Source organism: Sutcliffiella sp. FSL R7-0096 (assembly GCF_038595065.1).
Lineage (GTDB): Bacteria > Bacillota > Bacilli > Bacillales > Bacillaceae_I > Sutcliffiella_A.
The window spans coordinates 3,667,889-3,693,452 of record NZ_CP152003.1 but is presented as its reverse complement, the minus strand read 5'-3'; the positions used below and the strand labels follow the sequence as shown (position 1 = coordinate 3,693,452).

Genomic DNA, 25,564 nt, shown 5'->3' with positions numbered 1-25,564 from the left:
AGCCTCTTGCAAATGCAGTATGACGGTGTTTAAATGAAAAAGGTATATATATTAACGGAACTTTGCACAAGATAGGTAGAGTGTAAAATCATTTAATCATCCATCCAAGTGTGACCATATAAAAGGAGTTGTACATATCGTCATGTCAAAAGTTATTGCAATAAATGCAGGGAGTTCTTCTCTTAAGTTTCAATTGTTCGAAATGCCTAGTGAAAATGTTATTACAAAGGGATTAGTGGAACGTATCGGTTTGAACGATGCTGTTTTCACCATCTCTGTGAACGGTGAAAAAGTAACGGAAATCACAGACATTCCTGAACATGGAGTAGCAGTGAAAATCTTATTGAAAAAACTGATCGACCTTGATATTATCCAAAGTTTTGATGAAATTACCGGAATCGGACACAGAGTGGTTCACGGTGGAGAAAAATTCAATGATTCCGTGCTGATTACAGACGAGGTGCTTGGGCAATTAGAGGGGCTTTCAGAACTAGCGCCACTTCATAACCCTGCAAACATCGTAGGTATTAAAGCGTTCAAAGAGATCTTACCGAAAGTACCAGCTGTTGCGGTATTTGATACGGCATTTCACCAATCCATGCCGGAAAAATCTTTCCTTTACAGCCTGCCATACGAGTACTATGAAGATTATGGCATTCGTAAATACGGTTTCCATGGTACGTCCCATAAGTATGTTTCCGAGCGCGCTGCAGAATTGTTAGGCAGACCGGTTGAGCAACTTCGCCTAATTTCTTGTCATCTAGGTAACGGTGCAAGTATCGCTGCCATCGAAGGCGGAAAGTCCATTGATACTTCCATGGGCTTCACACCTCTTGCAGGTGTAGCAATGGGAACTCGTTCCGGTAATATTGATCCTGCGTTGATTCCATTCATCATGGAGAAAACAGGGAAAACAGCGGACGAAGTTTTAGAAGTACTGAACAAACGCAGTGGTATCCTTGGGGTTTCTGGATTCTCCAGCGACCTTCGAGATATTGAATCTGCTGCTAAAGAAGGTAACGAGCGTGCAGAACTGGCATTAGAAGTATTCGCTAGCCGTATCCATAAATATATCGGTTCTTATGCTGCAAGAATGTTTGGAGTAGATGCGATCATCTTTACTGCAGGTATTGGTGAGAACAGTGATGTTATCCGTGCAAGAGTTCTTCAAGGACTTGAATTCATGGGCGTATACTGGGACCCTGCATTGAATAAGGTTCGCGGAAAAGAAGCGTTCATAAACTATCCACACTCCCCAGTTAAAGTCATCATCATTCCTACTAATGAAGAAGTGATGATTGCTAGAGACGTAATGAAGATAGCTCTTTAATTGATTGTCCCCGACCTGTTTTTTTGAACAGATCGGGGATTATTTTTTTGTGCTGAATGGCTATGGTATAATGGAGAAAACTAGCAGTTGGAAAAGTGAGGGGAAGAACAGTGTCTAATAGGAACCAGACAGGACAATGGAAACATAAACTTTCACAGTGGGAAGAGAAGCTATATACATACGAACCATCCCAGTTTTCTGATACATTAGATCTTTGGGTGGACAAGGCATTTGACTTATTGCCAGACGAAACGAAGGAATTGTTTTTCTCCCAAATTGACACATGGCTGTTCCATTTACATGGCATCATTCAGCAATCCTCCTTCCAGCAGCAAGCAGAAGAACGGATTGTCAAGATGGCCCAAAGCTATAATGAAAAAATAGAAAAAATAGAAGACATTCGGGAATTGCCCTTATCACAAAAAGCGTTTATCGCAGATCAGCAAATTGCCAAGCAAAAGCTTTATGCCGTGGTACAAGGTGGGATGACGGGTACCGCAAAGTTCTCCGCCCTTGCAATGGATATTCCCGCTTTCGCTGCCCTGAATATCCGTACAACCCAGCTTGTTGCGATGTCTTATGGCTATAGGGCAAGTACACCGGTAGAGATGGTGAAATCCTTGCAGTTGTTTTATGGTGCCACGATTCCAAAGAAGTATCAGCATGAGCGTTGGGAAGCTTTAAAAAGTGAACTCGGCCAGGATACCGATCACTATTTTGATGTCTTGACAGACAAAGACCATCCAACAGTATGGTTGCAACAGCCTCTGATGCATTTGATTAAACTCTTATTTGTTGCGGTTATTGGACGCAAAAAAGTGAAAAATGTCCCATTACTCGGGATGATGACTGCTGCTGGGACAAACTATTACTGGACCAAGGAGGTCTCGGAGTTCTCCCATTATTATTACATGATGAGGCATATGGTCGAAAATGGTGAACTGGACGAATCCGAATGTGAATTGTTTTAAATTTCAACAGAGGTGTTTTCGGACAAGAAGAAAAAGCGGGGCTCCCCTACAGAGCTCCGCTTTTCATATAGGCTATTTTCGTAAACTTTGTTGCTTTTACGTATTTTTACACCAACCGTTAAGCATTTATGAATGTATTTTGGAAGAAGATACATGTTGGTTCATTCTGTACCAGAGCCATAGATCATTAATGATGCTTGCATATTCGGCGATCTCTGAGTTTAATTGGCAAGAGCGTTCAAAATTGGCTTCATCATTCAGTTGTGCCTGCTTTGTATTGATTTGCTCTTCCAGTTCTTTGATGCGATCAGGAATTCTCCCGCGTATTTTTTCCCATTCCAATAATATATCTTGCTGTGTTTCTTTATTATATCGATTCCATTCCAGGTCAAGTTTTGGCAAGGGGATTCCTAGCCTTTGGTCCATTACAAAAGAAAACATAGCGACTTCCTTCCTTTTTCTCCCCGTTTTCACCATTGTATAATAACTCCAGCGAACATTCTATGGATACCTAAGGTAAATAAAAGGAAAGGAATTTTTTCCACCATTAAATCTTTGCCATTAGAAGCAAACTATGATGGATACTTAACCAGAAAGGTGGAAAAACCGATGAAGAAAAAAGATTCAAAAGAAATTTTCTCTTATGATGATAATGCCGTAAACGAAGTGCATAACCAAATCACTGATGCATATTCAAGCGGAGTGGTAGGCGAGCAATATAGTTCCAATGCGTACCAGCCTGTAGAAGAGGAAAGCCAACATACTCCTAACGAGTAATTTATGATTTATCGAGTGTTGATCTCCGTTCCAGGCGCTTCGCTTTCCTGCGGGCGGTCCGGGAGCCTCCTCATAACGTTTGGGGGTCTCCCCTGTCCCTTCCTCCCGCTGGAGTCTGCGCGCCTTCCACTGCGATCAACTGGGTCTCTGCTCTTCAAGCAGGTGCCGCTATTGGAACCTATTTATGACTATTTTTACATACCATCATATACATGCTTCCGGTAATGATGAAAGCTAAGAATCCTGGAGACAGGTTTTCCGGCAAGCAGAAATAAACCAGGGTTCCAATTCCTATGCAGATGAATGCAGATTTGTTATAGGAGGGAAGGACCTCACTAGGCTCTATCTGCTTCTTTTTAATGAGAAGGAAATCTGTGATGATCACCGCAGATAATGGGATGACAAATGCTCCAATCCATGAGATGTATTGTTTAGCCTCCTCTACCAAGGCAGGTGATAGGGACAAGAGGATTCCTGCAACACCAAAAAGGATAGAACTTTTCACCCTTCCAAGTACCGGAACTGAATTCAATAGACTGAATCCTCCTGTATAGGCATTGCTTAAGTTAATTGAAATCATCGATAACATAGCCGCTCCAAGAATGATGAAAGTAAATAGTCCTGAGTTTGTCATATCGCTTGTTGCGATAAATGGATTTAAGTTTCCGGTCAAGGTGGCTGTGTAGGCACCAAAAAATGCTGTCAGAATGAAACCGGAGACATTTCCTGTAAACAACCCCCAGAACCCCTGTCTGGAAGTAATTGCATACCGGGTAACGTCAGCGGAAGAGGAAACGCCAGAAACGTACTGGACAAAGGCAAGGCTAGCGAAAAATCCCATCATTGGCAGGTTCCAGCTCCCCCCACCTTTTCCGAATACTCCCCCACCAGTAATTCCATGATTCAATAAAAGGGAAAGCATGAGGAGCTGGCCGAGGATCAGCAGTGGCAAAAAATATTTGGTTGCTTTCTTTACTGCATTAAACCCCACCAGTGCAAGGCCGCTCATGATGAGAGCCAATAGCATGGCAATCATGTAAAACGGGACATTGATTTGAAAGGTCCTCTCCAAAATGAACTGAACCACCAACGTTCCACCTATCGTCTGGACGGAAAACCAGTACAGGGAGGTGATGGTACGAATGGGAGAGGAAATGTACCTGGATCCTTTTATTCCAATGATGGACCTGATGGCATATTGCGAAGGGATTCCGCGATCTGCACCAGGCAATGATAAATAAGAGACAAAAATAAATGCGAGTGTTGCTCCAATCACAGTCGAAAGAAATGCTGCGAAAAAACTAAGCCCCCCTTGGATCACCGCAAGAGCCGGGACAAGGAAGTTTCCCGCATTCACGGAAAATGCCATCTGGATGATCGTATATTCATACCATTTTGTTTTCCTTAATTCTAGTGGAACTGCTTCTAAACCGAATCGTTCAATCCGGCTTTGAGGGGGCATAATCATGGGTTGAGCTTTTGGCATGGGATGTGTCGGCTCCTTTCTTTCGTGTACCTAACAATCATTTTATCGCATCTTAGCGGCTTATATGTTGTAAATTTAGTGGAATTACAAGAAAATAGAGAAGTAAGTAATTTTATTAAGGGGGAATCCAGTTTGAGACATGCCGTAATTACAGCTGGTTCCAAAGGACTTGGAAGAAAAGTGACGGAAATGCTATTGGATAAAGGGTGTTCCGTTTCCATTAATTATAGAAGTGATACTGAAACAATCAAACGCCTTAAGAAGGAATGGAAGGAAATCGGAGAAAATAGAATCCATTTCTTTCAAGGTGATGTGACAAAAAAAGAAGAGATGTCCCGTTTTATTGAAGAAGCGGTAGAGAGATATGGAAGAATAGATTATTTAATCAATAATGCGGGGCCATACATTTTTGAACGCAAAAAATTAGCGGATTACTCGGATGACGAATGGTACGAAATGATAGAAGGGAACTTAAGTGCCGTTTTTCACCTTTTCAAAAAAACAATTCCGGTAATGCGTAAACAAAATTTCGGCCGCATTATTTCCTATGGCTTTCAAGGAGCAGAATCCTCTCCTGGCTGGGTATACCGTTCAGCATTTGCTGCGGCTAAAGTCGGACTTGTATCTCTTACAAAAACAATCGCTTTTGAAGAAGCGGAAAACGGTATCACTGCCAATATGGTCTGTCCGGGAGATATTGTCGGCGATATGAAGGAAGCTACAATCGATCAGGCAAAAAGCTTGGGAGATGCGAGAGATACCCCTGTGGGCCGATCCGGTACAGGAGAAGATATCGCTCGGGCCATCGGGTTTCTATGTGAAGACCGCTCCGATATGATTACCGGAGCTGTACTCGAGGTAACAGGTGGAGTGGAGGTCATTAACCGTTTTCGTTAAGGAGGGGCCAGTTAGATTTTTTGACAATTCCGTCTGTTTTAAGCGCTTACAAAATTGGATAAAAAACTATTTTACATTTTCTAGTTTAATGTTATATTAGTTACGTCTTAACGCTTTGTGATTATGATGAGGGAGGTATTTGATCCATGAGAATTGGTGTACCTAGAGAGATAAAAAACAATGAAAACCGTGTTGCGATGACCCCTGCTGGTGTAGTGAACCTAGTTGGGTTCGGACATGAAGTATACATAGAAAAAGAAGCTGGTATCGGATCAGGCTTTACAGATGAGCAGTATGTACAAGCTGGTGCGAAAATGGTGGATACGGCAGAAGAAGCATGGTCCATGGATATGGTCATGAAAGTAAAAGAGCCTCTTCCTTCAGAGTATGACTATTTCCGTGAAGGATTAATCCTTTTCACTTATCTGCATCTTGCTCCAGAACCAGAATTAACAAAAGCTTTGATCGACAACAAAGTAGTCGGTATTGCTTATGAAACGGTACAACTACCAAACGGTTCCCTGCCATTATTGACACCAATGAGTGAAGTGGCTGGACGTATGGCCACTCAAATCGGTGCTCAATTCCTTGAGAAAATCAAAGGCGGTAAAGGGATTCTTCTAGGTGGTGTTCCTGGTGTCCGCCGTGGGAAGGTAACGATCATCGGTGGAGGTGTCGCTGGTACAAATGCTGCTAAGATGGCAATCGGACTTGGTGCGGATGTGACAATCCTTGACTTGAACCCGGATCGTCTTCGTCAGCTGGATGATATTTTCGGAAAAGACATTCAGACACTTATGAGTAACCCATTGAATCTGGAAATCGCGGTGAAGGAATCCGATCTTGTTATCGGTGCAGTCCTTATTCCGGGTGCTAAGGCGCCAAAGCTTGTTTCAGAAGAAATGATTCAATCGATGGGTGCGGGTTCTGTAGTAGTCGATATTGCTATTGACCAAGGCGGAATTTTTGAAACGACTGATCGTATCACCACGCATGATGACCCTACTTATGTGAAACATGAAGTAGTCCACTATGCAGTTGCAAACATGCCAGGTGCGGTTCCACGTACATCTACCATTGCATTGACGAACGTTACGGTTCCATATGCGGTACAGATTGCAAACAAAGGCTACAAACAGGCATGCCTGGATAACGAAGCGATTCTAAAAGGAATCAACACGCTAGACGGATATGTAACATATGCGGCAGTGGCTGAGTCTCACGGATTGGCATATGAAAGTGCAAGTAACCTTTTAGTAAAAAGCTAATTGGTTTCATTAAAAAACAGGTATCCATGAGTGGCATGGATACCTGTTTTTATTATGGTTTGATAATCTTTAAATCTTTAGGATAGCTTGTCAATAGTTCTATTCCGCTTTCCGTTACTAAAATGTCGTCCTCGATTCGTACGCCGCCTACTCCCGGCTTGTAGATTCCAGGCTCAATCGTAAATGCCATCCCTTTTTGCAGCTTCATCGTGTTCGTTTCATTCATGGATGGGTATTCATGCACTTCGATACCAAGGCCATGGCCGATACGGTGTGTGAAAAATTCCCCAAAGCCACTTTCCGTTATGATTGAGCGGGCTGTGCGATCAATCTGCCCGATTTCCACTCCAGGTTTGCAGATATCCACTGCAGCGAGCTGGGCTTTTAGTACGGTTTCATAGATCTCTTCTTGTTGTTCATTCACCGTTCCAAATGCAACCGTTCTCGTGATATCTGAACAATAGCCGTTTAAGACTACGCCAAGGTCAAATAATACAAGGTCACCTTCCTTCACCTGATCCAAGCCCGGTTTCCCATGAGGAGCGGCAGTCTTCAAACCGGTCAGCGCCATGGTCGAAAAGGACATCTGGCTGACTCCTTTTTTCTTCAGCTCATACTCAATCGTTGCAACAAGCTCCTGCTCGGTGACGCCTTTCTTTAGGTGGTGCACCCCAACTTCCACTCCGAAATCGGCAAGCTTTGCCGCTTCTCTCAAAATAGCAACCTCTTCCTCATCCTTCACAAGACGAAGCTGATACATTTTTTCTTCTGCAGCGGCAAGATTTACCCCTGGGAAAATTCCTTTTAACTTATGTAAACGGGTGACCGTCATATGTTCCTGCTCCACAGCAAGCTTTTCAATGGTAATACCTTGCTGCTTCACATACTCCTGAACCTTTTGCCAAGGATCATCGGTATCATTATAGCCGACAATGCCATAGGCCCAGCCAGTCTTTTTCACCTGTTCGACTTCCATATTCGGGCAGACAATCGCAGGCTCATTGTTAGGAAAAGCCAGAAGTCCTAAGAGTCTTTCGTGCGGATCTGTGTAAAATCCGCTTATGTAAAAAACGTTTGGGGTCGAAGTCAAGAAACACCCGGACAAGTCCTCCTGTTTCAACCAATCCACCAGTTGCTGCAAACGATATTCTTTCAAATCAGCCACTCCTTTTTTATGAATATTTTAAACTGCGAAAATTAATACGTTTACTTTTAGAGTATCAGGGAATTAAACATCTGTAAATTTTATTAGCTCTTTTCTAAATGATTAGTATTATTCACGGTAAAAAGTCGGCAATTTGGACTTTTTACTGCTTATCCATTCTAAAATGGGAATGCATTCTATACTGTACAGCCGGGAAAAGGAGCACGACAGTAACGATAATTATATCTGTGTTAAACACTCGTAAAAGCCTCTAAGTATGTGATTCAGTTAATTAGTAGAAGGACTTTTCCTAAAAAAAGAGAAGATAAACGAGTGTAAAGAATATTTGTTTGAGAAGGAGAGGTTGTAAGAATGAAGGTTTCCTATCATGGACATTCTGTAGTAAAAGTAGAGGCTAACGGAAAAACCATTCTTTTTGATCCATTTATCACGGGTAATGATTTGACTGATTTGAAAGCGGACGATTTGAAAGTGGATGTGATCCTTTTAACGCATGGTCACAATGACCATGTTGGAGATACCGTGGACCTGGCCCTTAAAAATGATGCGTTGGTTGTGGCGCCTTTCGAACTTGCCGAATATTTGGGTTGGCAGGGTGTGAAGGTACATGAAATGCATATCGGGGGAGCGCATGAGTTTGATTTTGGAAAGGTAAAATTGACTCAGGCTTTCCATGGTTCCAGTTACACAGATTATGAAACAAAAACAATCGTCTATACAGGAATGCCAAGTGGGATCCTGCTTACTATCGACGGGAAGACGATTTTCCATGCCGGGGACACAGCGTTGTTTTCCGATATGAAAATGATCGGGGAATTAAATGACATTGATGTGGCATTTCTACCGATTGGAGATAATTTCACGATGGGACCCGATGATGCGGTACTTGCTGCAAAATGGCTGGATGCCTCCACGGTGGTTCCCATCCATTTCAATACCTTCCCAGTTATTGAACAGGATCCTCATGCTTTTGTTTCCAAGCTGCCAAAAGGTGTGGGCAAGGTACTAGAGACTGGGGAATCCATAGAGTTATAGGTAGATCAAAGAAAAGAAGCGGTTTTGCTTCTTTTTTTTGTTGTCATGAATATACATGATACAAGCTATCCAGTTTTGGAAGGAGTGTCGTGTGTTGAAAAACAGACTATTATTAGCGTTGTTATGTATCGCTGCCCTTTTATATGTGGCCGTCCCACGTTTGCCTGTAACTGAAGATGGACTTGCAGGTTGGTTTGCCATTGCGTGGATAGTACTTGCATTAATGGCCGTTGGGGGGAATATGGCAGCTATCATGTACTTGCCAAAGCGCAAACGAATGGTGCAAAAAGCGAAATTGGCACAGGTGAAAAGGGTCCGATTGCGTCAATATCAGTAAACACGTTGAATACAAGGCTTCACACCCGTATAATGAAGGTATAATAACGGTTGTTAGGTAGATATGCAGACACTGCAAAATATTTGAGAACAGCCAATAACTATGTGGACGGGTGAAGAGTGTGACTAAGCATGAACAGATTCTCCAATATATCGAAGAACTTCCAATTGGGGAAAAAATATCAGTACGACAAATAGCCAAGGCGTTGACGGTTAGTGAAGGTACAGCATACAGAGCGATCAAGGACGCCGAAAATAAAGGATATGTTAGTACCATCGAACGCGTTGGTACTATTCGTATTGAACGGAAAAAGAAAGAGAATATCGAAAAGCTGACTTTCGCCGAAGTGGTCAATATTGTGGATGGACAAGTTCTTGGAGGAAAAGAAGGACTCCATAAAACGCTAAACAAATTTGTCATCGGTGCCATGAAGCTGGAAGCGATGATGCGCTATACGGATGCCGGAAACCTTTTGATTGTCGGAAACCGCTATAATGCACATAAGTTGGCAATCGAGGCGGGAGCGGCCGTATTGATTACCGGTGGATTTGATACGGATGAAGAGGTCAAGCGACTAGCCGATGAAATGAAGCTGCCGATCATTTCGAGTAGCTATGATACTTTCACCGTTGCAACCTTGATCAACCGGGCAATTTACGATCAGTTAATAAAAAAGGAAATCGTATTGGTGGAGGATATTTTGACACCGATTGAGGCAACGACCTACTTAACGACAGAGGACACCATTGCTGAATGGTACAAAGTGAATGAGGAAATCAAACATAGCCGTTTTCCTATTATTGATAAGAACTTGAAAGTCCATGGTGTGGTTACCTCCAAGGATGTACTTGGGAAGGATTCGGGCACGCTTATTGAAAAAGTGATGACGAAAAACCCAATCACTGTCCATGGTAAGACTTCGGTTGCTTCTGCTGCCCATATCATGGTATGGGAAGGAATTGAGATGCTGCCGGTTGTGGACCCGAGCCATCGACTTCTTGGGATTATCAGTCGTCAGGACGTACTGAAGGCCTTGCAAATGATCCAAAGGCAGCCACAGGTAGGTGAAACCCTTGATGATATTGTGACCAACCAATTTGTGGATGTCACAGAATCAAAAGGGGAAGAGGCTTACCAAAGTGAAGTGACACCCCAAATGACCAATTCAGTGGGGACGATATCTTATGGTGTGTTCACCACCATCGTGACAGAAGCTGCAAAGCGTGTGATAAGGAATTTGAAAAAGAGTGATATGGTCGTAGAGAATATCACGATTTATTTCATTAAGCCAGTCCAGATCGACAGCACGATTGAGATTCGTCCAAAGGTGCTGGAGGTCGGCCGCAAGTTCGGAAAAGTGGACGTGGAAGTGTACCATGACGGCAATGTCGTCGGCAAGGCGATGATGATGGTGCAGTTGATACAATAGATGATGTTAAGATGGCGCGCTCACCGTTTTTGGTGGGGGCGCTTTTTTGTGGGTATTTGGGGTGTTTGGGTGTTTGGGTGTTGGGTTGGGTGGCAGGGAGCAGGGACTAAGATCAAGTGTATGAAGTGTGGAAGGGCTTTTGGTGGGGAGCTGGGTGGCTCATGCGAGATTTGTCGAAATCGCCCGATTTCCTGATATATTTGATTATTTCATGATAAAAGTCGAAATTTCATGATAAATCCTCAAATTTCATGATATATCCTCAGAATTCCTGATAAAATTCAATTTTTCATGATAATCAATATTCTTAAAGGATTTCATGCCTCCCTATCGAATTATATCCAACAAACTTACTAAAGGAGAGGTTACATGATAAAGAAACCAAGGGAAAAGTCAGTGAGGTTATTGACTCTCGAAGCGGCAATTAGAAGAGTGCCTCCTGTGCATCCTAAATATCAACTAATAGAGAAGGAACACGGCAAGTTGCATTACGGTTTTATCGGTGAGAAAGCTCTTGATTATTTCCTCACTTTCCTCCCCAATAATAATACCCAATTGTTACACGGACTACGTATAGAAGACCCCCTAAATCGATACTTTCAAATGGACACCCTTTTGATAACTCCCGGATATTGTCTAATATTAGATTCAAAATATGTTTCTGGTACATTAGAGTTTGATGAAACAACAAATCAATTAATTAGGCATAGGGGGGAGGAAAGGGAGAAGTTTGGAGATCCTTTATCCCAGATAGAGAGGCAAAAATATCAACTCACATTATGGTTGGATAAGCACAACTTTCCTCCTTTGCCGATTGGAGGACAAATAGTTCTGACTCACTCCAATGCCACCTTAATCAACGCAACACCATCACTTATGAAAAAAGTTACATTTCATACAAACCTTCCCCACAAACTGCAAGCTATAGATGATCAGAAATTTACCCCTTTACTGGATAACTCTACTTACAAAAAACTCTCAAAGATGCTTATTAAAAAGCATACACCTGATGAATTTTCTATATTACAACATTTTGGAATTCATTATCATGAACTTAGGAAAGGAGTCATTTGTCCACGTTGCACATACTTACCTATGTTACAGAAACATGGAAGCTGGATATGTGAAAATTGTGGGTTGTACTCTAAAACAGCTCACGTAAAAAATCTAATGGATTACAAATTATTAGTTGGTAATATCATAACAAACAGAATGATAAGAGATTTCCTTCTTCTCCCTTCACCAAATGTAGCAAACTATTTATTATCCTCCATGAAACTACCTACCCAAGGAACGAACAGAGGTAGAAAATACTTACTGGATCATTTTCAACTATCTAAGCAATAACCAAAACTAAAAGCCGCCCCTAAAAAAGGACGACTCCAAAATTATTAAACCCTATTTAATTAGTAACGGTCTTCTCTTTCATTTCCACTTCTTTCACCGCTTCCGCTTCTTCAATGGCAAATGGTAAGTAGAAACGGTAAGCTTTGTAGCCGGCCCAGATGCTGCCTAATCCTACAAGTACAAGGACGATTCCGACCACGATTGCAACAGTGGACATTGGGTCGATCAGTGTATTGATTCCAAAGAAGAATACAAAGCTCCCAAGGGCGATGCTTGATTTTGCGCTTAGCCACTTCTTCTCGGCAGGAAGGTGGGTGCGGAAGTATTTCACTTTATACATCAAGTAGAACATCAATGAAAAGATGATGAGAAAAACAAAAATAGCCAAAAGGACACACTCCTTCTATATTCATTATCTTACTTATTATTTTAGCATAAGCATACAAGCTATATTGTAACGTGTTCGTGAACAAAATTCTACTTTTGCATTGGCTGTTTTCGTAATTCGTATTCACACATCAACCGTTATATTCGTTACTGTCGTGCTCTTTTCCCAGTTGTACTTAAAAATCTACTTAGAACCTTTAAAGTATGTAAGCAGTTAAAAGTCCAATTGCCGACTTTTCCTGTAAAAAGTCCAATTGCCGACTTTTTACTTGTAAATAGCAATAATCTTTGAGAAAAGAGCTTTTGCATTCAAATGGTTAATCCTTTGAGAACGTAGCAAACTGTGATTAAATAAAAGAAAAGATACAGTTGAAAGAGGGATACATACGATGAGGCAGCAAATTATAGATGAAATCAAGGCGCATGATACGGTGATCATCCACCGTCATGTGAGACCAGATCCGGATGCCTATGGGTCTCAATGTGGATTGGCGGAATTGATCAAGGAGAGTTACCCGGATAAGAAGGTGTATCGAGTCGGTAAAGGAGAGGAGTCATTGAACTTCTTGAGCAAGCTTGATGAGATACCAGACTCAAGTTATGATGGAGCGCTGGTGATTGTTTGTGATACGGCCAATACGGATAGAATTTGTGACCAGCGCTATAAGCTTGCCGCTAAATGGATCAAGATTGACCATCACCCAAATGAGGACAGATATGGGGATATGATGTGGGTGGATACGGATTCGAGTTCCACTAGTGAAATGATTTACGAATTGTATCTGGCCGGGAAAAACCAGGGATGGGTGATGACGAAAGAAGCCGCGAGACTGATTTTCGCTGGAATCATTGGCGATACAGGCAGGTTTCTTTTCCAGAGCACGAATACGAAGACATTTCAATATGCGAGTGAGCTGTTGAGCTACGGATTTTCCATGACAGAGCTTTATGATGAGCTGTATCGCACAAAGCTGCATATTGCTAAACTTAGCGGGTATGTGTTGGAGAATTTCTCCCTGCATGAGAATGGCATTGCTTCCATGAAGCTTACCCCTGCTATTCTGCAACGCTACAATGCATTGCCATCTGAGGCTTCTCAACTGGTCGGGATGCTCGGAAATATTGAAGGCATCCGAGCGTGGGCATTTTTCATTGAGGAATCTGATCAGATCCGTGTCAGACTCCGTTCAAAGGGGATGGTTGTCAATGAAATCGCGAAGAAATATAACGGCGGAGGTCATCCACTTGCCTCAGGTGCTTCCATCTACAAATGGGAAGATGCCGACCTTGTGCTAGCTGATTTGATAGAAGCATCAAGGGCGCAACTGCAAGGAGAATAGCACATGGCAAAAAGAGGAAGTGTCAATGAATAGACAGACGCTTCCTCTTTTATTCCATTTTTACAATCAGTAAATCAATTTCTATCGTTGTGTCGACGTAGAGGAAATCAACCTCAAAGTAGTATTTTTTATCATCCAACGAGTAACTCTTGTTTTCAATCACCTTGATCAGCAACTCTTTGTTGTCTTTTATGCTTGCGATATCTTTTGAGATCAAATGGTTCAGGTCATCTGTGATCCTTGCGACGATGGAGGAACGGCTGAAAGAGTTGAGCATATATTTTTCATGATTGATGATGGATATCTTGAAGTCTTCAATTTTCAGCTGATCTTTTTCTTCCTTCAGCTTGTCATTGTCCTCTGTAAGAATATGAATTCTGTCTTTGTAACTTTTGACTTCATCTTTATATTTCTTCAAATCGCTGAGATTCTTCTCTAATGTGATTCCGTACATCAGCATGAATATCAGCCATCCAACAATCGCCCCAATCACTACTCCGGTAAAGAATCGTTGCCATCCTGGATCCCGGTTATACGGAGGCACCCTCATATTACAATGTCTCCTGTGTCAGCCAGCTAATGATTAGTGCCCCTGTTTGAGCTCCGCCGGTAGCGGAAATGATTAGAAGCAATTGTTTGACAAGAAATTTTGTTTCTCCATTGAACAATCCCTTTTCCAGATTATAAAAGGTGTCAAAGGTGCCACCGATGGCTGCCACAATGGCCCATATTTTCAGGCTGTTAGCCAAACGCCACATCCTTGTAAGAGGAGGGTCTCCGACTAGGAAGGCGGCAATGCCTCCGATGATGGCTCCTCCGAGTATAACCCCGACTGCGATAAAAAAACTGAATATCAGGGTTGCGATAAATGGATCTTTAACGTCCATTTTCATCATCCTTTCTGTCCTTAATCATATATATGGACAGGAAGTGGCAAGTATGTGATGTTAATGGAGAAGTTTCAGGATTGTTTTTGTGACAGGGAAGCCCCTATAATGAATGTAATAAATGGAAGCGTTAAGTAAGGTGTGATGATTAATGAGTTTTGTTCATTTACATATAAAAAGCAGTTACAGCCTACTGAATAGTTCTGTCCGTTTTTCTAAGCTGATGGAGCGGGCAAAGGAGTTGGGGTTAACCTCTCTTGCCCTGACAGATGAAGATGTTATGTACGGTGCGGTGGACTTTTACAAAGCATGCAAGGCTGCGAACATAAAGCCTATTATCGGGCTGACTCTTTCTGTCCTCGCGAAGGAGGAGGATGAGGAGTCTGCGTACCCTGTCCTTCTTTTGGCAATAAATAAACAGGGGTTTACCAACCTGATGAAGCTGTCCAGTATTGTTCAGACGAAAGCCCTTCAAGGGGTCCCGAAAAGGTGGCTGAAGCATTACGCAAGTGGGCTGATTGCGATCTTGTCGGGTGCAGATTCGGAATTGGCGCATATGGAGGAACAGACGGCAGTTGTGTATAAAGAAATGTTCGGGAAAGACCATGTTTACCTCGGCGTCGACCGAAATTCCGATGCGGCTCGTGTGCAGTCGGAAAACACCCGTAATAGACATATAGACTTGCCGATCGTCGCTTTGAGCAAGGTGCACTATCTCCAAAAGGAAGATGTGTTTGTTTATGAATGCCTTCGTAGCATCAAGCAGGGAACGAAACTAGAATCAATTCCAAAAGAGTCGCCGGATTACTTGCGTACAGCAGGAGAAATGGTCCAGATGTTTGAAGATATCCCGGATGCTTTGGAAAACACCATCAAGATATCCAATCAGTGTCATGTGGAAATCGAGTTCAATCAATCGGCACTTCCAAGCTATCCAGTGCCAGAGGGTGAGAAAGCGGATTCTTATCTCGAAAATTTGTGTTGGGAAGGGCTTAAGGCTCGAATTGGCGAAGTCCCGCCACGGTATGGAGAACGCCTGAACTATGAACTTGAAGTAATCAAAGGGATGAAGTTCAGTGACTACTTCTTGATTGTATGGGATTTCATGTACTTTGCAAGGAATGCAGGCATCCTGACAGGTCCCGGACGGGGGTCTGCGGCAGGGTCTCTTGTTGCATACAGCTTGTTCATTACAGATGTGGATCCGATTCGTCATGACCTGCTTTTTGAACGTTTCTTAAATCCAGAACGGATTACGATGCCTGATATTGACATTGATTTTCAGGATAATAAGCGGGATGAAGTGATTCGGTATGTTGCGGAAAAGTACGGGCAGCTCCATGTGGCGCAAATTATCACATTTGGAACCCTGGCAGCCAAGGCAGCATGGCGGGATGTAGCGAAAGTGTTGAATCTTTCGGGAAAAGAATTAGAGATGATATCAAAGATGATACCTTCAAGACCGGGTATAACGCTTGAGGCAGCATATAAGGAAAATGACAGGCTGCAAAAAGCGATTAATGAGACAAAAGAAAGACAACGCGCCTTTCAAACAGCTCAAAAGATAGAAGGGTTGCCGCGTCATTCCTCTACCCATGCAGCGGGAGTAGTCATCACGGAAAGTCCGCTCACGGAAATGATTCCTATACAAGAGGGACAAGGGGATATCTATCTTACGCAATTTACGATGGAAACATTGGAGGAACTTGGGCTTCTGAAAATGGATTTCCTCGGATTGAGGAACCTGACCATGATTCAAAGCATCCGCTATCAGGTGAAAAAAGAGACCAAAACAGAAGTGGATGTCATCCCAATGGATGACCAGGCAACCTTCCGACTTTTAAGTGACGGGGACACATCGGGGATCTTCCAGCTAGAATCGCCTGGCATGAAGAAAGTGCTGACAAAGCTCAAGCCAACAAACTTAGAAGATATCGTCGCGGTGAACGCCTTGTATCGTCCAGGTCCGATGGAACAAATTCCTTTATTCATTGACCGGAAACACGGAAGAAAACAGGTTGATTACCCGCACCCCGACTTGATTCCCATCCTTGAGAAAACTTTTGGGGTCATCGTCTATCAGGAGCAGATCATGCAAATTGCTGCTGTGATGGCAGGCTTTTCATTAGGAGAGGCCGACCTTTTGAGAAGAGCGGTTGGAAAGAAGAAGAAGGATGTGTTGGCACAAGAACGTGCCCATTTTGTGGAGGGCTGTTTGAAAAAGGGCTATGACAACCAAGTTGCCAATGCAGTCTACGATCTGATTGTTCGTTTTGCCGACTACGGTTTTAACAGGAGTCATGCGGTTGCCTACAGTATGATTTCTTATGAATTGGCCTACCTGAAGGCGAATTACCCGAAGATATTCATGGCAATCCTGTTATCGAGCGTGATGGGGAATGAGCAGAAACTTTCCCAATATATTACGGAAACAAAGAGAAAAGGGATCAAGGTCCTGCCCCCATCCATCAATAAGAGCGGAATTGGCTTCCAAGTGGAAAAGGATGGGGTGCGCTTTAGTCTGTTGACCGTAAAAGGAGTCGGTGTACAAGCTATAAAAGCACTGATGGAAGAGCGGAAAAAGAAGCCTTTTGCCGATCTGTTCGATTTCTGTAACAGAGCCGCATCCAAGCTCAATCGCAAAACGATGGAAATGCTTATCTATTCAGGTTGCATGGATGAGTTCAAGGAAGACAGGGCGACGCTTCTGGCAACCTTGGATGTTGCTCTGCAGCATGCCGAACTTGTCATGCCATCCGATGATAATCAAATAGATTTTTTCATGGAAACGGAGTTTGATATTAAGCCTAAATATGTGAAAGTGGAGCCATTGCAGCTGACAGAACAGCTGCAGTTAGAAAAAGAGGCGCTAGGATTCTATCTTTCCAAACATCCGACAGAACCATACTCCTCCTATTTCCAGCTGGCGGGTGCTTTGCTAATATTGGACCTTCCTTCAAGCAATCAGAAGAAAGTACGAATCGGGAGCTTCATCTCCAATGAACGGGTCATACGTACGAGAAAAGGGGATCTAATGGCCTTTCTCACACTTTCCGATCAATCGGGTGATATGGAGGCCGTCGCTTTTCCAGAACTTTATAAGCGGTTTTCTCACCTGTTGAAAACGGGAGAGACATTATTGGTAGAGGGCAATCTGGAAGAGAGGGAAGGAAAAACGCAACTTATTCTAAAAGGCATAACGGAAATAGATATGCTAATGGAGGAACACGCACATCTTATCGGAGATCTATTTTTACAAATAGATGAAGAAAAGCATGAAAAGGAAGTATTTTTGCACCTTCAAAAAGTATTAAAGCAACATCAAGGGCCATCTCCTGTATATGTTCATTACATCCGCGCGAAGAAAACGATAAAGCTGCAGCCGTCGTTCTTTGTGGCCCCAACGGAAGAGTGTTTACTCAAGCTTAGGACCTTACTAGGGGAAGGGAATGTCGTATTCAAAAAATCTTTACAATGATTAATATTATGATATAGTTAACAGGGAGGTGGTCAGACCACCTTTTCCTGGTTTTTAAGTATAAATGAAATCGTTAATATAGCAGTTTCCGAGTACAGTCAGAACCACAAATAGCAAGGGGGACAAGAATTGTGTCTTTAAAAGAAGAAGCATTACATATGCATAAAGTCCATCAAGGGAAATTAGAATCCAAATCAAAAGTGCCGGTTAGAAATGCGAAAGATTTGAGTCTTGCCTATTCACCAGGCGTAGCCGAGCCATGCAAGGCTATTTACGATGATAAGAATAAAGTATATGACTATACCATGAAGGGGAATATGGTTGCGGTAGTCTCAGATGGGACGGCTGTACTTGGACTTGGAAACATTGGTCCTGAGGCGGCTTTGCCTGTTATGGAGGGGAAAGCAGTTTTATTCAAGAGCTTCGCAGGGGTTGATGCATTCCCAATCTGCTTGAATACAACAGATGTGGATAAGATTGTTGAGACTGTAAAGCTTCTAGAACCTACTTTTGGGGGAGTGAATCTCGAAGATATTGCCGCTCCGAATTGTTTTGTGGTGGAAGAGCGTCTTAAGAAAGAAACCAACATCCCGATTTTTCATGATGATCAACACGGTACAGCCATTGTAACCGTGGCGGGACTTGTCAATGCCCTGAAGTTGGTAGGAAAGAATATCGGGGAAATAAAAGTGGTGGCAAATGGTGCAGGTGCAGCAGGTATTGCCATTATTAAATTATTATATCGCTATGGTGTAAGGGATATTACCATGTGTGATTCCAAAGGGGCCATCTATGAAGGTCGTCCATATGGCATGAATAGCGTAAAAGCAGAAGTGGCAACTTACACAAACCGTAATAAAGTTGAGGGAAGCTTAGCGGATGTAATGAAGGGTGCGGATGTATTTATCGGTGTTTCCGTGGAAGGTGCGTTGACGCAGGCGATGGTCGAAAGCATGAACAAGGACTCTATCATCTTTGCCATGGCCAACCCAAACCCTGAGATTATGCCAGCTGAAGCAAAGCTTGCTGGGGCAAGTGTCATTGGAACAGGCCGTTCCGATTTTCCTAATCAGGTAAATAACGTCTTGGCATTCCCGGGCATCTTCCGTGGAGCATTGGATGTCAGGGCGACCCATATTAATGAGCAAATGAAAATCGCGGCAGTGGAAGCTATTGCAAGTCTTGTGGCACCTGATGAGTTAAGTGCCGATTATGTTATCCCTGCACCGTTTGATCCACGTGTCGCACCGGCGGTTGCTGCAGCAGTGGCTAAGGCGGCAATGGAAACGGGAGTAGCGAGAATACAGGTCGATCCGGAAGAAGTAGCCGAAAAAACAAGACGCGCTGCCGTTATCGGAAAAAGTGAATAGTCCATGACAACACCTACAAAAATGTATTTGGAGATTGTCAAAAAGATTCGCGCCATCATCGTGGAGGACGGCTTAAAAACAGGAGACAAGATCCCTTCAGAACGAGAACTGTCCGACAGGCTGAATGTCGGGCGTTCTTCCGTCCGTGAAGCGCTTCGAGCATTAGAGCTCCTTGGGCTCATTGAAACAAGGCGTGGGGAAGGGACATTTATCAAAGATTTTAAAGAGCATCACCTTGTAGAACTTTTGGGGACATTCATTCTGGAACAGGATAAAACCAAGAATGACCTATTGGAAACGAAGCTGGAAATAGAAAAGTCATGCCTACAGCTATTCATGCAGAAAGCTGTTGCCAAAGACTATCAAACGCTGAGCAGTATGATAGTCTCAGCTCCTAGTAGAACCGATTTTTTCAAAGAAGTGGTTACCATTTTGGATAACAGTTTGATGCTAAGGATCTGGACACTTGTAAATAGTTATGCACGTATTATCGTAAAGGATAATATGATAGAAAGTGGTGTGTATGAAGATTTACTAGAGGCGATGAGAGAAAATCATGCACAACAAGCGATAAAGTTATATGAAAAACATTTTGCGGAATTTGTCGATGGAAAGTAGACAAGAATCTACAACATCCTTCGAGGGGTTTCCGTTACATTAACAGTATGAGAAAAATGGTAAGTAGAGGAATTTGTTTATTGAAATAATGTTAACAGCCTTACTTGCCTATCTTTTGACCTGTTATTAGTACCAAATACCAAAGCTAAGTAACAATGTCTGAGAGTTTAACCTTTGAATAGTAGATGAGTGGGAAAATACTAGTCAGCTTAAGTATCCTTTTTACTCAAATAAAGGGAGGTTCTGTTGTTTTGTTAAAGGATTTGTTTACAAAAAAGAAAAAATACGCATCCATTCCCTCCGAACAAGCACACCAAGATGTGCCGGAAGGAATCATGACCAAATGTCCAAGTTGTAAGAAAATCATGTACACAAAAGAATTGATGAAAAATTTGAAGGTGTGTCTGCACTGTGGCCACCATCATCCGATGAATGCAAAAGAGAGAATTCAAAGCTTATTAGATAAAGGGAGCTTTAAGGCATATGATGTGGAAATGGTATCTGAAAACCCACTGAATTTTCCTAACTATCTAGAAAAGCTTGAAGGAGATCAAAAGAAAACAGGCATCAATGAGGCAGTTGTAACAGGAGAGGGGACCATTAACAGCTATCCGCTTGTAATTGCAGTCATGGACTCTACTTTCCGTATGGGAAGCATGGGATCGGTAGTCGGGGAGAAGATTACTCGTGCTATTGAAAAAGCAAAAGAGAAGCGGGTCCCATTCCTTATTTTCACCGCTTCTGGTGGTGCGAGGATGCAAGAAGGGGTATTAAGTTTAATGCAGATGGCTAAAACTAGTAGTGCCTTGAAGTTGCATAGCGAAAGTGGCGGATTGATCATATCTGTGATGACACACCCTACTACCGGTGGGGTTTCTGCAAGTTTTGCCTCACTTGGAGACTATAACTTTGCAGAACCTAAGGCATTGATTGGCTTTGCTGGGCGACGCATCATTGAACAGACCATCCGCGAGGATCTTCCGGAAGACTTCCAAACAGCAGAATTTTTATTGAAGTGTGGTCAATTGGATGCGGTCATTCCTCGTCTTGATTTAAAAGAAACCTTAACAAATGTACTAGATATTCACCAAGGAGAGGGGGAGACGAGATGGTAGGAGAAATGGAGTTTGAAAAACCTGTTGTGGAACTTCGAAAGAAAATAGGAGAGTTGAAAGAGTTCACAAAAAATAGCGATATGGACCTTTCTACTGAAATAGAAAAGCTAGAAGTCAGACTCGAAAAGCTAGAAGCAGATATCTATGGAAATCTTTCACCGTGGGATCGTGTTCAAATTGCCAGAAATCCTGAACGTCCAACAACCCTTGATTATATTGAACGGGTATTTACTAATTTCCTTGAATTGCATGGAGATCGTTATTACGGAGATGATGAGGCCATCGTAGGGGGAATCGGAAAATTTGAAGGCGTTCCTATCACCATCATTGGCCACCAACGCGGAAAGGATACGAAAGAAAACATCCGCCGTAACTTTGGTATGCCTCATCCAGAAGGATACCGAAAAGCATTGAGGCTGATGTACCAAGCCGAAAAGTTCAACAGGCCGATAGTATGCTTCATCGACACGAAGGGTGCCTATCCAGGGAAGGCTGCAGAAGAGCGTGGGCAAAGTGAAGCAATCGCTAAAAACCTGTTTGAAATGGCCGGATTAAAGGTGCCAGTCATCTGTATCGTCATCGGGGAAGGTGGAAGTGGCGGAGCGCTTGCGCTAGGTGTCGGCAACCATGTGCATATGCTAGAGAATTCCACCTATTCCGTCATATCACCAGAAGGTGCGGCAGCCATTCTATGGAAGGATGCAAGCCTTGCAAAAAAGGCAGCAGAATCTATGAGAATCACTGCACCTGACCTTTTTGACCTTGGAATCATCGATAAAATTATTCCTGAAGCAATGGGTGGGGCGCATAAGAATGTGGATTTCCAGGCGCAGGGGATCCGTGAAGTCTTGAAGGAGTCTCTTCAGGATTTAATGCCTCTTAGCGCGGATGAATTGATCGAACATCGTTATGCAAAATATAAACGGATCGGAGCCTTCTCCTTCAAGGAGCAGCTAAAGCCCGAAAAGATAAATCAGTAAATGCAGGACGGGTTTTTTCTCCCGTCCTTCTTTTTTTCACCTGAAATCTTTTATCTTTCTATTGATTTAGAAAAAATATGGGTATCCTTAGAAGTAGGCACAGTGGACAGTGGCAAACACAGGAGTACATCACCCATATTAAATAGGTAGGAAACAGACCCTCTAAAGAATGGCAAAAAAAACCACCTCAAATAAAAGCGCATACATAAATATAATCGACAGATTTCAGTTGTTTTCGACATATCTTCGTGGTAATTTTTATTATGGAGACTTTACATACCACTCATTTTTCAAATAAAATAAATGTTTGGGTATACGTTTATAGGCAAATTAGCTCAAGAGGTGAAATAAATGAAACGAATAGGCGTTCTAACAAGTGGTGGAGATGCACCAGGGATGAATGCTGCGGTCCGTGCAGTAGTAAGAAAAGCCATATTTCATGATATGGAAGTGTTCGGAATTTTCCGTGGGTATGCGGGATTGATCGATGGGGACATCAAGAAGCTTGAAATAGGTTCCGTTGGAGACATCATTCATCGTGGTGGCACCATGTTATATTCTGCAAGATGTGAAGAATTTAAAACGATAGAGGGTCAGCTTAAAGGAATCGAAAACCTGAAAAAGCATGATATTGAAGCATTGGTTGTCATTGGTGGAGACGGTTCCTATCAAGGTGCCAAGAAATTGACGGAACACGGCTTTCCTTGCATTGGTGTACCAGGCACTATTGATAATGACATTCCAGGTACCGATTTTACAATTGGCTTTGATACGGCGCTGAATACTGTTATCGATTCCATTGACAAAATCCGTGACACGGCAACTTCTCATGAACGTACGTATGTGATCGAAGTGATGGGACGTCATGCAGGAGACTTGGCACTTTGGGCAGGACTTGCGGGTGGTGCAGAAACTATCCTTATCCCTGAGGCGAAAGATGACATGCAGGAAGTCATTGCAAGGCTGAAACGCGGAACGGAACGTGGGAAAAAGCATAGTATCATCGTTGTAGCTGAAGGAGTTGGCAGCGGTGTTGAGTTCGGTAAGAAAATAGAGGACGAAACAAATTTTGAAACACGTGTCAGCGTACTGGGTCACATTCAACGTGGGGGCTCACCAACAGCGTTTGACAGAGTGCTTGCTAGTCGCTTAGGTGCTCGGGCAGTGGAACTATTAATGGAAGGTCAAGGTGGAAGATGTGTAGGAATCCAAAGCAATGTGCTTGTGGATCACGACATCATTGAGGCTTTATCTAAATCCCACTCCATCGACACAAAAATGTATGACCTTTCTAAAGAACTTTCCATCTAGCAATATAAGCGTATTGGAATCGTTTTCATTACCAGGTTCTTGAGGCTTATGTTGGTGTAATGACACTCTATTGCTTTATAATATAAAAGGATGATAAGAACGGTATATAATTAGGAGGAAACTTTACATGAAAAAAACCAAAATTGTTTGTACGATTGGACCAGCCAGTGAAAGTGTCGAGACGTTAATTCAACTGATTGACGCAGGCATGAATGTTACTCGCCTGAATTTTTCACACGGAGATTACGAAGAACATGGAGCACGTATCCGCAACATTCGAGAAGCGGTTGAGCGCACAGGTAAAAATGTCGCGATTCTTCTAGATACGAAAGGTCCTGAAATCAGAACGCATACCATGCAAGATGGTGCAATTGAATTGGAGCAAGGGAAAGAAATCATCATTTCCATGGAAGAAGTAATTGGAACGACTGAAAGATTCTCCATTACCTATCCTGGATTATTGAAAGATGTAAACCCTGGTTCCCGCATCCTTTTAGATGATGGACTTATCGGCTTGGAAGTTCTTGAGATCGGAAACAATGAGATCAGAACAAAAATCCTGAACTCCGGTACATTAAAAAACAAAAAGGGTGTTAACGTTCCTGGTGTAAAAGTAAATCTTCCTGGAATTACCGAAAAAGATGCAAATGATATCCGTTTCGGAATCGAGCAAGGAGTGGATTTCATTGCGGCATCTTTCGTGCGTCGCGCGTCTGATGTGCTTGAAATTCGCGAATTATTAGAAGCACATGATGCTGCGGACATTCAGATTATCCCTAAAATCGAAAACCAAGAGGGAGTTGACAACATCAACGAAATCTTGGAAGTATCTGACGGCTTGATGGTTGCACGTGGAGATCTTGGTGTGGAAATCCCTGCAGAAGAGGTTCCTCTTGTACAGAAAGATCTTATCAAAAAATGTAACCTTGCTGGAAAGCCTGTTATCACGGCAACTCAAATGCTTGATTCCATGCAACGCAACCCACGTCCAACTCGTGCAGAAGCAAGTGACGTAGCGAACGCAATCTTTGATGGCACAGATGCGATCATGCTTTCTGGTGAGACGGCTGCAGGTTCCTACCCTGTTGAAGCGGTTCAAACAATGCATAACATCGCGTCCCGTGCAGAACAAGCATTGGCTTATGGTGAAATCCTTTCTAAGCATAGCAAGCAAGCTGCGCTGACAGTAACTGATTCAATTGGTCAATCTGTCGCTTATACAGCGATCAGCTTGGACGTTTCTGCAATCGTAACACCAACGGAAAGTGGACATACAGCACGTATGATTTCCAAATACCGTCCAAAGGCACCAATCGTTGCGGTCACTTCTTGTGAAGCGGTTTCCCGTAAGCTAGCATTAGTTTGGGGTGTGTATCCACGCATTGGCCGTCAAGCGACTTCTACGGATGAAATGTTGGATGTTGCAGTGGAAGAATCCCTGAACACAGGTATCGTTTCCCACGGTGACTTAATCGTTATTACAGCTGGTGTTCCGGTTGGGGAAAAAGGCACAACGAACTTGATGAAAATCCATGTTGTTGGAGACGTGCTGGCAAGTGGACAAGGTATCGGCAGAAAATCTGCTTTCGGTAAAGTAGTAGTGGCAAAAACAGCTGAAGAAGCTGCTGAAAAGATGACACAAGGTGCCATCTTCGTAACAAACGGCACTGACAAGGATATGATGCCTTCCTTGGAAAAAGCATCTGCCTTAATTACGGAAGAAGGCGGTTTGACTAGCCATGCTGCAGTTGTTGGCTTGAGCCTTGGCATCCCGGTAATTGTTGGAGTAGAGCTCGCAACTTCCGTTCTGAAAGACGGACAGGAGATTACAGTGGACTCCTCAAGAGGCACCATCTACTCTGGCCACGCAAGCGTACTTTAATAGTGGGCATGACCCCTTATATCCCGGCATATGCTGGGATGTAGGGGGCTTTTTTGTATTTACCTAAATCGGTTGATTTACGTGTATAGGCTGACTTTTATCTTATGTACACAACTGAAATTAGAGTAATCCTCTTATTTTTGGTATAATTGAT

Annotated in this window: 23 protein-coding genes; 17 read left to right on the top strand and 6 right to left on the bottom strand. The window is 42.9% G+C overall.

What is annotated here, in order from left to right:
• Nucleotides 1–142: 142 nt before the first annotated feature.
• Both MKY77_RS18895 and MKY77_RS18890 read left to right on the top strand, forming a co-directional pair.
• Nucleotides 143–1,330, top strand: a complete 1,188-nt coding sequence (locus MKY77_RS18895; protein ID WP_339147253.1) for an acetate kinase — start codon at nt 143–145, stop codon at nt 1,328–1,330.
• Between the two features lie 110 nt (nt 1,331–1,440).
• Nucleotides 1,441–2,301 (top strand): EcsC family protein, encoded by an 861-nt coding sequence (locus tag MKY77_RS18890; RefSeq protein ID WP_339147252.1) that lies wholly within the window; start codon nt 1,441–1,443, stop codon nt 2,299–2,301.
• 126 nt (nt 2,302–2,427) lie between these two features.
• On the opposite strand, the gene MKY77_RS18885 is transcribed toward MKY77_RS18890, so the two are convergent.
• The gene (locus tag MKY77_RS18885) at nt 2,428–2,742 is read right to left on the bottom strand and encodes a hypothetical protein (protein ID WP_339147251.1); all 315 of its coding nucleotides are present in this window, start codon (nt 2,740–2,742) and stop codon (nt 2,428–2,430) included.
• A 114-nt stretch (nt 2,743–2,856) separates the two neighbouring features.
• Between MKY77_RS18885 and MKY77_RS18880 the strand changes: the two genes are divergently transcribed.
• The gene (locus MKY77_RS18880) at nt 2,857–3,078 is read left to right on the top strand and encodes a hypothetical protein (RefSeq protein WP_342515395.1); all 222 of its coding nucleotides are present in this window, start codon (nt 2,857–2,859) and stop codon (nt 3,076–3,078) included.
• 178 nt (nt 3,079–3,256) lie between these two features.
• Here MKY77_RS18880 and MKY77_RS18875 read toward each other — a convergent pair whose 3' ends face one another.
• On the bottom strand, nt 3,257–4,564 hold the full coding sequence (locus tag MKY77_RS18875) for a cytosine permease (protein WP_339147248.1): 1,308 nt from the start codon (nt 4,562–4,564) through the stop codon (nt 3,257–3,259).
• 132 nt (nt 4,565–4,696) lie between these two features.
• Between MKY77_RS18875 and MKY77_RS18870 the strand changes: the two genes are divergently transcribed.
• Together MKY77_RS18870 and ald are read left to right on the top strand one after the other, a co-directional pair.
• Nucleotides 4,697–5,461 (top strand): SDR family oxidoreductase, encoded by a 765-nt coding sequence (locus tag MKY77_RS18870; protein WP_339147247.1) that lies wholly within the window; start codon nt 4,697–4,699, stop codon nt 5,459–5,461.
• A gap of 146 nt (nt 5,462–5,607) precedes the next feature.
• The gene (gene ald, locus MKY77_RS18865) at nt 5,608–6,729 is read left to right on the top strand and encodes an alanine dehydrogenase (RefSeq protein WP_339147246.1); all 1,122 of its coding nucleotides are present in this window, start codon (nt 5,608–5,610) and stop codon (nt 6,727–6,729) included.
• Nucleotides 6,730–6,781: 52 nt separating this feature from the next.
• Here ald and MKY77_RS18860 read toward each other — a convergent pair whose 3' ends face one another.
• The gene (locus MKY77_RS18860; RefSeq protein WP_339147245.1) at nt 6,782–7,885 is read right to left on the bottom strand and encodes a Xaa-Pro peptidase family protein; all 1,104 of its coding nucleotides are present in this window, start codon (nt 7,883–7,885) and stop codon (nt 6,782–6,784) included.
• Between the two features lie 360 nt (nt 7,886–8,245).
• Here MKY77_RS18860 and MKY77_RS18855 point away from each other — a divergent pair, with 360 nt between their 5' ends.
• From MKY77_RS18855 to MKY77_RS18840, 4 genes are all read left to right on the top strand, one after another.
• The gene (locus MKY77_RS18855) at nt 8,246–8,929 is read left to right on the top strand and encodes a metal-dependent hydrolase (protein WP_339147244.1); all 684 of its coding nucleotides are present in this window, start codon (nt 8,246–8,248) and stop codon (nt 8,927–8,929) included.
• A gap of 91 nt (nt 8,930–9,020) precedes the next feature.
• A complete protein-coding gene (locus tag MKY77_RS18850; protein ID WP_339147243.1) occupies nt 9,021–9,266 on the top strand; it encodes a hypothetical protein in 246 nt (81 codons plus the stop codon).
• A 121-nt stretch (nt 9,267–9,387) separates the two neighbouring features.
• Nucleotides 9,388–10,695: a CBS domain-containing protein gene (locus tag MKY77_RS18845; RefSeq protein ID WP_339147242.1), complete on the top strand. Its 1,308-nt coding sequence runs from the start codon at nt 9,388–9,390 to the stop codon at nt 10,693–10,695.
• Nucleotides 10,696–11,064: 369 nt separating this feature from the next.
• Nucleotides 11,065–12,042, top strand: coding sequence for a nuclease-related domain-containing protein (locus MKY77_RS18840; protein ID WP_339147241.1), 978 nt, complete (start codon nt 11,065–11,067; stop codon nt 12,040–12,042).
• 55 nt (nt 12,043–12,097) lie between these two features.
• Here the strand turns inward: MKY77_RS18840 and MKY77_RS18835 are convergent, their stop codons facing one another.
• Nucleotides 12,098–12,430 (bottom strand): YtpI family protein, encoded by a 333-nt coding sequence (locus MKY77_RS18835; RefSeq protein ID WP_339147240.1) that lies wholly within the window; start codon nt 12,428–12,430, stop codon nt 12,098–12,100.
• Nucleotides 12,431–12,818: 388 nt separating this feature from the next.
• Here MKY77_RS18835 and MKY77_RS18830 point away from each other — a divergent pair, with 388 nt between their 5' ends.
• Nucleotides 12,819–13,769, top strand: coding sequence for a bifunctional oligoribonuclease/PAP phosphatase NrnA (locus MKY77_RS18830; protein ID WP_339147239.1), 951 nt, complete (start codon nt 12,819–12,821; stop codon nt 13,767–13,769).
• 49 nt (nt 13,770–13,818) lie between these two features.
• Here MKY77_RS18830 and ytrI read toward each other — a convergent pair whose 3' ends face one another.
• Together ytrI and MKY77_RS18820 are read right to left on the bottom strand one after the other, a co-directional pair.
• Entirely contained in the window at nt 13,819–14,319 is a 501-nt protein-coding gene (gene ytrI / locus MKY77_RS18825; RefSeq protein ID WP_339147238.1) for a sporulation membrane protein YtrI, read from the bottom strand.
• 1 nt (nt 14,320) lies between these two features.
• Nucleotides 14,321–14,656: a YtrH family sporulation protein gene (locus MKY77_RS18820; protein WP_064097930.1), complete on the bottom strand. Its 336-nt coding sequence runs from the start codon at nt 14,654–14,656 to the stop codon at nt 14,321–14,323.
• A gap of 151 nt (nt 14,657–14,807) precedes the next feature.
• Between MKY77_RS18820 and dnaE the strand changes: the two genes are divergently transcribed.
• From dnaE to pyk, 7 genes are all read left to right on the top strand, one after another.
• Complete coding sequence (gene dnaE / locus MKY77_RS18815; protein ID WP_339147236.1) at nt 14,808–18,134, top strand: DNA polymerase III subunit alpha; 3,327 nt, start codon at nt 14,808–14,810, stop codon at nt 18,132–18,134.
• Between the two features lie 131 nt (nt 18,135–18,265).
• A complete protein-coding gene (locus tag MKY77_RS18810) occupies nt 18,266–19,504 on the top strand; it encodes a malic enzyme-like NAD(P)-binding protein (RefSeq protein WP_339147235.1) in 1,239 nt (412 codons plus the stop codon).
• A 3-nt stretch (nt 19,505–19,507) separates the two neighbouring features.
• Nucleotides 19,508–20,122: a GntR family transcriptional regulator gene (locus MKY77_RS18805; RefSeq protein ID WP_339147234.1), complete on the top strand. Its 615-nt coding sequence runs from the start codon at nt 19,508–19,510 to the stop codon at nt 20,120–20,122.
• Nucleotides 20,123–20,373: 251 nt separating this feature from the next.
• Entirely contained in the window at nt 20,374–21,237 is an 864-nt protein-coding gene (accD, locus tag MKY77_RS18800) for an acetyl-CoA carboxylase, carboxyltransferase subunit beta (protein WP_339147233.1), read from the top strand.
• Nucleotides 21,231–22,217 (top strand): acetyl-CoA carboxylase carboxyl transferase subunit alpha, encoded by a 987-nt coding sequence (gene accA / locus MKY77_RS18795; protein ID WP_339147232.1) that lies wholly within the window; start codon nt 21,231–21,233, stop codon nt 22,215–22,217. Before accD ends, accA begins: the two co-directional genes overlap by 7 nt.
• A 351-nt stretch (nt 22,218–22,568) precedes the next feature.
• Nucleotides 22,569–23,528, top strand: a complete 960-nt coding sequence (pfkA, locus tag MKY77_RS18790) for a 6-phosphofructokinase (protein WP_339147230.1) — start codon at nt 22,569–22,571, stop codon at nt 23,526–23,528.
• 127 nt (nt 23,529–23,655) lie between these two features.
• Nucleotides 23,656–25,410 (top strand): pyruvate kinase, encoded by a 1,755-nt coding sequence (gene pyk / locus MKY77_RS18785; RefSeq protein WP_339147229.1) that lies wholly within the window; start codon nt 23,656–23,658, stop codon nt 25,408–25,410.
• Nucleotides 25,411–25,564: the final 154 nt, after the last annotated feature.